This window comes from Acinetobacter sp. YH12200 (genome assembly GCF_013418175.1).
GTDB lineage: Bacteria > Pseudomonadota > Gammaproteobacteria > Pseudomonadales > Moraxellaceae > Acinetobacter > Acinetobacter pseudolwoffii.
The window spans coordinates 112,651-122,195 of record NZ_VPCO01000009.1 but is presented as its reverse complement, the minus strand read 5'-3'; the positions used below and the strand labels follow the sequence as shown (position 1 = coordinate 122,195).

The following is a 9,545-nucleotide window of genomic DNA, read 5'->3' as shown; positions in this document are numbered from 1 at the left end:
GAAAGTTGGGTGTATTTCTTCATTGTGTGCTTTCCAATTGCGAGTTGAAAAAGTCCAATGATTCTACGAATACACCTAACTTTTTCAACTAACTACAAATGTGTCGCACTTGAGATTTGAATCTGCGTTTTAAAAAGTACAAAGACTTCCTGAAGCACAAATTCCTGCACTCAATGGTTTCTTATCAAGTGATTTCTCCTTAATCACGAAGATTCATGTTATTTTTTAACCAAATATAAAACTTTATGAGTACACGGATGTCCTCACACACAATTAAACTCAGCCTGTTTCTCTGCCTTAGTATGTGCTTGGGGATTGGCATTCTTCGTTTCTCTTATACTGCGCTGTTACCGGGTACACGAGAAGCCTTTGGCTGGAGTACAGATTTTGCCGGGCTTTTGGGCAGTGCCAATTTACTGGGCTATTTAATCGGTGCCTATACCGCCATGCGTCTGCCTCAAGACCGCAGTATGAGCAGGTATATTCAAATTTCAGCTTTTGCCGGTATGTTCAGTCTGATGTGCTGTGCATTTTCTGGTTTCTCTGAAGTTTGGTATATCGTCTGGCGCGTGATTTCAGGAATCAGCGGCGGGCTGATGATGATCTTATCGCCGAGTGTAGTTGCGCAGTGCTGTGAGCTTCAGGATCGTCTTAAAATCAACTTTATCGGTTTTAGCGGAATCGGATTAGGTGTATTAATTGCAACCCTGTTTCTGCCTTATCTGGATCAGATTTCCATACAGACTGCCTGGCTGATCTTATGTGGCTTTGCCCTGCTCATTTGTCTATGTTTAAGTGGACTTATCCAAAAATTTAAGCCTTATTTGTCCGTACAAGCACCTTCGACTACCTCCAAGATATCTTTGAGTAGCGTCTTTTATAGCTTACTGGCTGTCTACGCGTGTAGCGCCTTTGCCTATATACCGCATTCGCTCTTCTGGATTGATTATTTAAGCCAGCAGTTGGAATTGAGCTTGTTCTGGATTAACTTCAACTGGATTCTTTATGGATTTGGTAGTGCTTTAGGTGCCTTCAGTGCTTATGCACTGGCCAGAAAATTCGGTAATTTTGCTGCCCTAAAAATTCTTTATAGTCTTTATATTGTGGCTATTTTTATTGCGACTCTAGAGGGCCAAGCATTGCTCACGTTGAGCTCTTCCTTTTTGACCGGCATGCTAAACCCTGCTGTGGTCTTCCTGACCTCTTATACCATTTTGCAACTGTATGGGCTGGCGTATAAAAAACTCTGGAGCATTGCCACCTTGTGTTTCGCCTCTGTTCAGCTGATTGGCGGACTCAGTTTTAGTGCGCTGCAATATTTTGGTTTGAGCTATCATCAACAGTTCATATTAGCTGCATTTGTTCTTTTATTAGGAACATTGCAATTATTCTGGTGTACCCGTCCTGCCAGATTCACTCCTGAAACACAACCCCATCCAGTTTCTGCTCAAGGAGAAGGCACGAAATAAGGATATGGATTGGTCGCCCCTTGCCCGCTCAGATAAATCCCGTAATGTAGATGTGGCGGAGTATTTTTGGCATTTCCAGTATTGCCGACATAGGCAATCACTTCGCCCGCTTCCACCCAGTCGCCTTCCTGAATATGCTCAGCATAATCATTCAGATGCGCATAGTAATGCTGACTCATATCAGGCCCTGTCACCCAGATAACTTTCCCACCCAGATTATTGGTGCCAATTTTACGTACAATCCCTTGGGTGGCACTTAAGACAGGTGTGCCACGTCGAGCAAAAATATCTGTCCCTTCATGTTTACGGCCTGCACTGCGCGCGGCTCCCCACGTATCATTAATTTGACGGACTGTAATACCTTCGACCGGAATCTGTAACGGTGCTTCTAATTGAGTCTTTTTCAGTTGCCAATAAAGATAAGGACTTTTCCATCCTGCTGCTTCACCTGAAGGTGGTGGCTGACAGGCGGTCAAGACAAAGCATACAGATAAAATTAAGCTTAAAATCCGAAAAAATTTCACCAATATTATTCGCATTTATTTTAGAAAGATGGTTTTTATCTTAAGCAGAACAGCACAATTTAAAGTCGTAATCTTGTAATTTTTTGAATGATATTTTTATAAAATCAATGATATAACAACGCCCTTATGTAAGGGCGTTGTTATGGAAGGTAGCTAGGAATTACTTACGTTTTTTTGCACGGGAGGGTTTGGCTGGTTGTTGCTGTTGCTGTTGTTGCTCTTCATTCTGAGCGCTGTCCTGCTTGTCCTTTTGTTGGACCTGCTTATGTTTCACTTTAGATTTGGCCATATTATGTACTCCTTCGGAGAAACGTCTCTATCACTGGAAGTTCCATTGATCACTCTAACGTTTTTGGAAAATATGCCAATCATCGAGCTGTATCCAAATACGTCAATGTAATAATAGGTTGGCTAAGTGATTCAACTCAGAACAAATCCTGTTCTGGCTCACTACAATCTTTACGCAAAGTTGCAGCTTGATACTCATTTTAACTTTTGGGCGTTTATCAATCAGAATTTAAGAAAATTTAATCCCCCTGAGAAACCTGCGATTAATATAGGTTTTAATTAGGAGAATCAGGCTTTAATGAGTTAAGTATATCTGCAATAGTAGGATGATCAAATTCAAAACAAGCTCGCAGTCTTGCGCTTGACCTCCAGCGCAAGACTGCGTGAATGTTCGCTCTTTGGCTATTTTTATAGCTAAAATCTTCTTTATGATCAGGTCAGGACTTCTTTCTAGTAGTTCATGTTTAACGCACAATTTAGTTCAAGGTGATTCTAGTCATGTCCATTTTTTCTCTTTGATTAACTTAATAACCTTTTTTACTTCTGACAGATTCGATATCTATCTGATCCAAGCATTTGAGGGCTTACTACTCTATACTTTTAAACTGTAACATCTACCACAGCCTGTATTGTTGGTGTAATATCAGCACCAATTTCATTCCCTTTGATACATGGGACAATTGGATTATTTGCTAGGTTGAGTGACAGGTCTGCATTAACGGTAATTTGGCACCATCCGCAGGTACTACGATCTTTTGATATTCTATTCTTCATATTTTTCCGAATGCTACTGACAAACCTAAAAATAATTGCCAATTAGGCAATACTTTCAACTGTTCTTAACGCATAATATTCTAATCCAGATTCGTTGTTTTTGAGATTTATACGGGAAATAACCAAATTTCCCTTTAAAATAAGCCTCTACATTTTTTAAGTTTATGTAATTATAGAAGTTATTTCCTATGAAAATCGTCATTTTAAACAAACCCTATGACGTCCTCTCCCAATTCCGCCCAGATGAAAAACACCAAACCATGGCTGATTTCATCGACGACAAAGATTTACGTCTTGCTGGTCGTCTGGACATGGACTCAGAAGGTCTGGTTTTTTTAACAGATCACGGTGGTCTGAACCAGTACATCACCAATCCTGCCAATAAAAAGTTTAAAACCTATATGGTGCAGGTTGATGGTGATGTCACCGAAGAAGCACTTGAGCAGCTTCGTAAAGGTGTGGAACTTAAAGATGGCATGACCCTTCCAGCCAAAGCTGAAAAAGTATCTGAACCGGAATGGTTGTGGGAGCGTAATCCTCCTGTACGTTTCCGTGCATCTGTCCCAACGTCTTGGGTTGAGATTTCAATTTGTGAAGGCCGTAACCGTCAGGTTCGTCGTATGACCTCTGCGGTGGGCTTCCCTACACTGCGTTTAATCCGTACTAAAATTGGTGATATTGACCTTGTACGTATGGATATTAAACCGGGTGAAACCAAAGAAATTGAACCTTTACTTTATCCAGATTTCCAGAATGTTCCTGCTGAAGAGCCATACCGTTCACGTTCTTATGTGAAAAAACCGGGTGGTACGGGTGGTAAGCCAATGGTTCGCAAGAACAAAGATGGTTCAGTGAAAAAATCAGGTACCAAACGTATCTGGCAAATGGACGAAAGCGAAAAGCCGAAACGTCGTACCAATGGTACAACTCGTCCAAATACCAAAGCACCTCGTGGTCGCGGACGCGGTCGTGGTTAAAACCCAGTCTGCTCATCAGGTAGGGACAGGCTAAAGATCACGCCAGACGGTGTATTTTCTACAGTTGTCTGCCCCTGATGGAGCTGCATGATCGACTGTACAATGGCAAGGCCCAGACCACCCGTCTGGGCTTTTTCGTGCCGGCTGTCATCGATCTGATAAAAACGCTCAAATAAATGCGGATGGTGCTGCTCTGCAATCCAGACTTCTGGCGTCAACACTGATATTTTAATCCTGTGGTTGAGTCGCTGTGCAGACACAATAATCTCACTCCCAGGCTGACCATAAGTAATGGCATTGCTGATCAGATTGGCGACTGCGCGCTGTAACAATACGGTGCTGGCTGTCAGACTTAAATCTGGCGGAACATCCACTTTTAAATGCATCTGCTTCTCTTCGGCCAGAAAGCTGAAGTACTCAAGCAATTCTTGCAGCATGTCATTTAGATTGAAATGCTGTTTTTCAATCGCATATCCGCCATGTTCTACCCGGGCGATAAACAGCATACTTTCAATCATCTGGCTCAGGCGTTCGTATTCTTCCAAGTTGGAATAGAGCAGATTTTCCAGTTCAGCAGGTTCGCGCGACCGCGATAACAGAATCTGTGTCTGCCCGATTAAATTGTTTAATGGGGTGCGAAGTTCGTGTGAAATATCCTCAGAAAAACGTGCCAGCTGCTGATACGCAGCCTGAATATTAGCGAGCATATCGTTCATGGCCTGACGCAGCTCTTGAACCTCAAGCGTATTACTCTGAACATCGATGTGCTGATTGGGCTGCTGAATATTGACCTGTGCTGTAGCCAGCATCAACTGGCGCATGGACTTGAGAATATAGCGTCCTGCCAGCCAGGCCATCAAGGTCGAGAGCAGTATGCCAAGCAGACTATAGAGCACCAGTTTTGATAAATAGCTTGCCAGTATCCTTTGTCCCTCTGCCAGCTGCTTACCAGCCACCAGTTGATAACTGCGACCATCAAACTGCACCTGTTTAAAAGCCAGTCGTGTCGAAGGCTGTTCAGCCTGATTATTCTGAAACTGTAAGGCAGAGGTATAGTGCAATGCCGGAATATGAATCTGCAAAGGATTGATTTCAATCAAGCGATTATTCTGATGTTGCAGCAGCAGTAGATTATCTTCTTGCCCCAGCATGTTTTCATATAATTTGGGATGCTGAACCAAAAGCTCGAAACTCTGGGCATCTTCAAGAAATATTTCAATTCGGGAAATACGTGCAGCCAGTGCCTGATCCTGCTGAGCCTGAATCATCTGTTGCATATTTTGATAAGACAGTAACGCCACACTCAAAAAAACCACGCAGGACACCAATGCAAACGCAATACTCAAGCGTGTTGCCAGCGGTAATAAGATAGGATTGTTCATGGGTATTCATCAAGTTTATAACCCATACCGCGTACGGTATGAATCAGTTTTGGCGTGTAATGATCATCAATTTTGCTCCGCAGCCTGCGAATGGCCACATCCACCACATTGGTATCGGTATTAAAATTGATATTCCAGACCATGGAGGCAATCTGGCTCCGGGTCATCACCTGCCCCTGATGCTCCATCAACAGTTGCAACAGCGCAAATTCTTTCTGGCTTAATTCGATCTTTTGTTCATTACGATATACTTCATGCTTTAGGCGGTTCAATACCAGACCTGCAACCTGATAGGCCTCCTGCTCCAGTCGCGGCACACGGCGCAACAGACTTTTGATCCGGGCCAGTAACTCAATATAGGAAAAAGGTTTGGTCAGATAATCATCGGCGCCAAGCTCCAGGCCTTTCACCCGATCCAGCACATGATCGCGTGCAGTGAGCATCAATACCGGAATCTGGCTAAAAGTTCGCAAGGTTTTCAGCACCTGCCAGCCGTCCAGATCTGGCAGCATTACATCCAGCAGTACCAGATCAAATGACTGTTGCTGCAAACAGGCCAATGCCAACACGCCATTTTCAGCAATGGCCGTGCTATAACCTGACTCACTCAGTCCTTTTGCCAGATATTCAGCAATCTTGACTTCATCTTCTACAATTAAAATATGCATGTCAGTAGTTTAGCTGTTTTTAGCTATGCCTAGATTACAAATTGGTAATCTGATTGTCATGCTGCACTGGCGTATTTCTTTCTACAATAGCAACAGTATTCAATTGCATGAATGACAAGTATGAAAAATTCAATCGCCAAAACAACCCTAGCCTTGTTCAGCAGCTCATTACTACTCAGCTCACTGGCACATGCAGAATTAAAAACAGCACCAGTCATGTCGCTAGAAGCAGCAAAGCTTATGGCCAGCAATGTCATGTTGGCCTGCCAGAAACAGGCCAAGCCCGCAGCAGTCGTGGTTCTGGATCAGGGTGGTAATCTGCTGGCTAGTCAACGCCATGAATCTGTCGGCATTCACAACCTGATCGCAGCAGAACGCAAGGCCTTTACCGCGTATTCAACGAAAACCAGTACGCTGGATTTTATGCGCAATGCCCAGAACAATCCGGACGCACAGAACCTGAATAGTTTGCCTGAACTGCTGTTACTGGGCGGCGGTGTACCTGTTATGTACCAGAATCATATTTTAGGTGCTGTAGGTGTTGCGGGTGCAGGCGGTTCGGAACAGGATCATCAATGTGCCAATAGCGGCATTCAAAGCACTTTAAAACAGCTTTAATCTATTTAAATAAGTCTTATTGGTTTCTTTTATTCAATATTACTTCATCCATCTACTGAGGAATACAACATGAAAAAAATCCTGCTAGCAACCCTTGCGAGCACCGCAGCCACGCTTTCCTTTGCACAGAATCCACTTAGTGTGCATATTTTGAATCAGGAAACAGGTTTACCTTCTGCAAATATTGCAGTTATTTTGGAAGCACAGCAAGGTGAGAAATGGGTCAAGCTCAATGAAGCTAAAACAGATCAGAATGGCCGTATTAAAGAGCTATATCCAAAAGATACCAATCTGCAAAAGGGTATTTATAAAGTGACCTTTAAAACGGGTGACTGGTTTAAGGCCAATAATCAGCGGACATTCTTCCCTGAAGTACCGGTGGTCTTTATGATTGATGGCGCTTTAGAACATTATCATATTCCACTGTTATTGAGCTCTTATGGTTATTCGACTTATCGCGGTAACTAAGCTCTTTCACTTAAGGCCCATCTTATTGGGCCTTATTCTTTTACTTGTTATTCTTGTGCTGGAATGCTATTCATGACTCATATTAAATGAATTTAAGAAATAAAACGTATCTCAAACAAGGAGCTTTGCAATGGATCAGCAAGTCAACCAGATGTTTAATCAGGATCGATTAATCCAGCATCTTGGTGCACACCTTGTTGCTTATAGTCACAATCACGCAAAAATTTCGCTGAAAGTCACTGAACAACATTTACAGGGTCACCAGACCTGTAACGGCGCAGTGATTTTCGCGCTTGCAGATGCGGCATTTGCCATTGCCTGTAATACAGGTGAACATCCGGCTGTTGGTCAGCATTGTGGAATTCATTACTTAAAACCGGCAGTTCTTGGCGATACATTGACTGCTGTAGCAGAACATAGGGCCAGCAGTGGCCGTAGTGGAATTTACGATATTCAGGTGATAAATCAGCATGATCAAATTGTGGCAGAGTTCCGCGGTACCTCTCGACTGATCATCAGATAATTTTCAAAACTTGATAAAAAAACCGGTGTATCAACACCGGTCGTTTAAGTGAGTCACTCTTAATCAGGCTTTCAACCATTGTTCAGCTTTGGCTTGATCTTCAATTTTCAGTTCAACTTCGGTCAGTTCAGAACCGCCTGCCTGAACGTCAAAACTCATTAGCTCATCGCGACGGAAAGCATGCATGGTATAAACACCTTCCTGTTTTGCATAACTTTCCATTAATTTCGTCGTTGCTTTTAAACCATCAATGGCAATAATCACATCATTGGCAGAAAGGCCAGCTACTACAGCAGTACTATCACGACGCGCCGACTGAACCAGTACACCTTCCGGCTTATCTACCAGTTTTAAACCGAAAGGCAATGACTTGTCATTTTTCAGGTTATAACCGATACCAAACTCAGGCAATAACTGATCCAGTGGCAATTCATCTGTGGTATTAATCAAGTGATTAATCTGCTCTGACCAATCATCACCGGTCAGCTCTTTGCATAATTCAAAGATCGTCCGCTCATGTACCTGAACACCCTTTTGTGCATTTTCATACAAACGGCGCATCAAGGCATCCAGACTTGAACCGCGTAAACGCAAACCTAAGTCTAGGCACAATGCAACCAAACAACCTTTGTTGTAATAGCTGGTGCCGGCATTATTCGAGTTTTCATCCTGACGGTAGAATTTCACCCAGGCATCAAAACTGGATTCAGACACCGACTGAATCGCACGACCCGGATTCTGCAAGTAACGATCAATCTGCGCTTTTAATAAAGCAATATATGATTCCTGGTTAATCACGCCACTGCGTAGCAAAATCAAATCATCATAATAAGAAGTGAAGCCTTCAAAGATCCACAGCAAAGACGTATAGCCTTCACGGTTCAAATCATAATTGACAAAATTTTCAGGGCGAATAAATTTCACCAACCAAGAATGGAAATATTCATGGCTACATAGGCCGAGGAAACGCTGATAATCTTTGGAAGGTTCTTCAGGCTCATTGGCCTTCGGCAAGTCATCGCGCGGTGAAATCAGGCTGGTCGAGTTTGGATGTTCCAGACCACCATAACTATTTCCGGTTGCCATGGTCATAAAAGTATAGTCAGCAAATGGCGCTGAACCGAACATGGAGATTTCTGTGCTACAGATTTTCTCAATGTCCTGCTGCATACGTGCTGCATTCATCGCATGCTTGCCGGACACCACAAACTCATGCGGAATACCATTCGCTTCAAAACTGAAACGGGTTTGCTCTGCCAGTTCAAACGGTGCATCAATCAATTCAGCATAGTTTTTGGCTTTCAGGGTGAAACGGCCCTTGACCAGACTTTTGGATTGCATGCCGGTTGCCAGTTGGAAATGCTTTAACTCATCTGGCAGGAAGATTTCTAATTCAATCTCTTTATTTTCCTGACCTTCTAGCCCCAAGCATGCACAGGCCGGGTTGACATAGAGACGGTTTTGATCCACATATGCCCCACGAACAGACAGGTCGTAGGCATAGACATCATATTCAACCGTAATCAGCTCATGATCGGTATTGAATAAACGCCATTTGTTCTTTTCAAATTTCTGGATTTGCAGTTGACGTCCATCTTCATCATAAGCTTTGACCGCCTCAATGTGTTTGGAAAACTCTCGAATCAAATAACTTCCCGGAATCCAGGTCGGTAATGATAAGATCTGCGTCGGGTCTGCCAGAAAGCGAACAGTCACGTGAATAAGGTGCTGACGATAATCGTCAAATTCGATTTGATAATGCAACATAATGGGCGATATAAAATGAAAATAAATGAGGTATAGCTTAGCTTAGCATTTTTTAAGCCAAGATGGTTTAGCTGTCTTATTTGTCTA

General features: G+C 43.0%; 10 protein-coding genes and 1 pseudogene. 5 read left to right on the top strand and 6 right to left on the bottom strand.

Annotated features, from left to right (window positions below; all coding sequences use genetic code 11):
* Nucleotides 1-257 precede the first annotated feature (257 nt).
* A complete protein-coding gene (locus tag FTU90_RS08175; RefSeq protein WP_100534787.1) occupies nucleotides 258-1,469 on the top strand; it encodes a YbfB/YjiJ family MFS transporter in 1,212 nt (403 codons plus the stop codon).
* Here FTU90_RS08175 and FTU90_RS08170 read toward each other — a convergent pair.
* From FTU90_RS08170 to FTU90_RS16100, 3 genes and pseudogenes are all read right to left on the bottom strand, one after another.
* Nucleotides 1,448-2,008, bottom strand: coding sequence for a M23 family metallopeptidase (locus tag FTU90_RS08170; protein ID WP_074383288.1), 561 nt, complete (start codon nucleotides 2,006-2,008; stop codon nucleotides 1,448-1,450). The two genes, FTU90_RS08175 and FTU90_RS08170, sit on opposite strands and share 22 nt — an antisense overlap.
* Nucleotides 2,009-2,153: 145 nt before the next feature.
* Entirely contained in the window at nucleotides 2,154-2,282 is a 129-nt protein-coding gene (locus FTU90_RS16105) for a hypothetical protein (RefSeq protein ID WP_257222398.1), read from the bottom strand.
* A 602-nt stretch (nucleotides 2,283-2,884) separates the two neighbouring features.
* Nucleotides 2,885-3,048: pseudogene (locus tag FTU90_RS16100) on the bottom strand (NADP-dependent isocitrate dehydrogenase); the annotation flags it as partial.
* A 195-nt stretch (nucleotides 3,049-3,243) separates the two neighbouring features.
* On the opposite strand from FTU90_RS16100, the gene FTU90_RS08160 reads away from it, so the two are divergent.
* Complete coding sequence (locus tag FTU90_RS08160; protein WP_005170277.1) at nucleotides 3,244-4,032, top strand: rRNA large subunit pseudouridine synthase E; 789 nt, start codon at nucleotides 3,244-3,246, stop codon at nucleotides 4,030-4,032.
* Here the strand turns inward: FTU90_RS08160 and FTU90_RS08155 are convergent.
* Nucleotides 4,029-5,414: a heavy metal sensor histidine kinase gene (locus tag FTU90_RS08155; protein ID WP_100534789.1), complete on the bottom strand. Its 1,386-nt coding sequence runs from the start codon at nucleotides 5,412-5,414 to the stop codon at nucleotides 4,029-4,031. The genes FTU90_RS08160 and FTU90_RS08155 overlap by 4 nt on opposite strands.
* Nucleotides 5,411-6,082, bottom strand: a complete 672-nt coding sequence (locus FTU90_RS08150; RefSeq protein WP_005097421.1) for a heavy metal response regulator transcription factor — start codon at nucleotides 6,080-6,082, stop codon at nucleotides 5,411-5,413. The genes FTU90_RS08155 and FTU90_RS08150 overlap by 4 nt, the downstream gene beginning before the upstream one ends.
* 120 nt (nucleotides 6,083-6,202) lie before the next feature.
* Between FTU90_RS08150 and FTU90_RS08145 the strand changes: the two genes are divergently transcribed.
* The 3 genes from FTU90_RS08145 (at nucleotide 6,203) to paaI (ending at nucleotide 7,691) form a co-directional block, all read left to right on the top strand.
* Complete coding sequence (locus tag FTU90_RS08145) at nucleotides 6,203-6,700, top strand: heme-binding protein (protein WP_100355845.1); 498 nt, start codon at nucleotides 6,203-6,205, stop codon at nucleotides 6,698-6,700.
* Between the two features lie 69 nt (nucleotides 6,701-6,769).
* Nucleotides 6,770-7,168 (top strand): hydroxyisourate hydrolase, encoded by a 399-nt coding sequence (gene uraH / locus FTU90_RS08140; RefSeq protein ID WP_005170270.1) that lies wholly within the window; start codon nucleotides 6,770-6,772, stop codon nucleotides 7,166-7,168.
* A 130-nt stretch (nucleotides 7,169-7,298) separates the two neighbouring features.
* Nucleotides 7,299-7,691 (top strand): hydroxyphenylacetyl-CoA thioesterase PaaI, encoded by a 393-nt coding sequence (gene paaI / locus FTU90_RS08135; protein ID WP_005170269.1) that lies wholly within the window; start codon nucleotides 7,299-7,301, stop codon nucleotides 7,689-7,691.
* Nucleotides 7,692-7,754: 63 nt separating this feature from the next.
* Here the strand turns inward: paaI and FTU90_RS08130 are convergent, their stop codons facing one another.
* On the bottom strand, nucleotides 7,755-9,458 hold the full coding sequence (locus FTU90_RS08130) for a M61 family metallopeptidase (RefSeq protein WP_180072278.1): 1,704 nt from the start codon (nucleotides 9,456-9,458) through the stop codon (nucleotides 7,755-7,757).
* Between the last annotated feature and the right edge of the window lie 87 nt (nucleotides 9,459-9,545).

What these genes read in the sequence shown, in the direction of transcription:
- FTU90_RS08145 (WP_100355845.1), top strand. Translation starts at nt 6,203, where the DNA reads ATGAAAAATTCAATCGCCAAAACAACCCTAGCCTTGTTCAGCAGCTCA.
- FTU90_RS08130 (WP_180072278.1), bottom strand. Translation starts at nt 9,458, where the DNA reads ATGTTGCATTATCAAATCGAATTTGACGATTATCGTCAGCACCTTATT.
- FTU90_RS08160 (WP_005170277.1), top strand. Translation starts at nt 3,244, where the DNA reads ATGAAAATCGTCATTTTAAACAAACCCTATGACGTCCTCTCCCAATTC.
- paaI (WP_005170269.1), top strand. Translation starts at nt 7,299, where the DNA reads ATGGATCAGCAAGTCAACCAGATGTTTAATCAGGATCGATTAATCCAG.
- uraH (WP_005170270.1), top strand. Translation starts at nt 6,770, where the DNA reads ATGAAAAAAATCCTGCTAGCAACCCTTGCGAGCACCGCAGCCACGCTT.
- FTU90_RS08150 (WP_005097421.1), bottom strand. Translation starts at nt 6,082, where the DNA reads ATGCATATTTTAATTGTAGAAGATGAAGTCAAGATTGCTGAATATCTG.
- FTU90_RS08155 (WP_100534789.1), bottom strand. Translation starts at nt 5,414, where the DNA reads ATGAACAATCCTATCTTATTACCGCTGGCAACACGCTTGAGTATTGCG.
- FTU90_RS08175 (WP_100534787.1), top strand. Translation starts at nt 258, where the DNA reads ATGTCCTCACACACAATTAAACTCAGCCTGTTTCTCTGCCTTAGTATG.
- FTU90_RS16105 (WP_257222398.1), bottom strand. Translation starts at nt 2,282, where the DNA reads ATGGCCAAATCTAAAGTGAAACATAAGCAGGTCCAACAAAAGGACAAG.
- FTU90_RS08170 (WP_074383288.1), bottom strand. Translation starts at nt 2,008, where the DNA reads ATGCGAATAATATTGGTGAAATTTTTTCGGATTTTAAGCTTAATTTTA.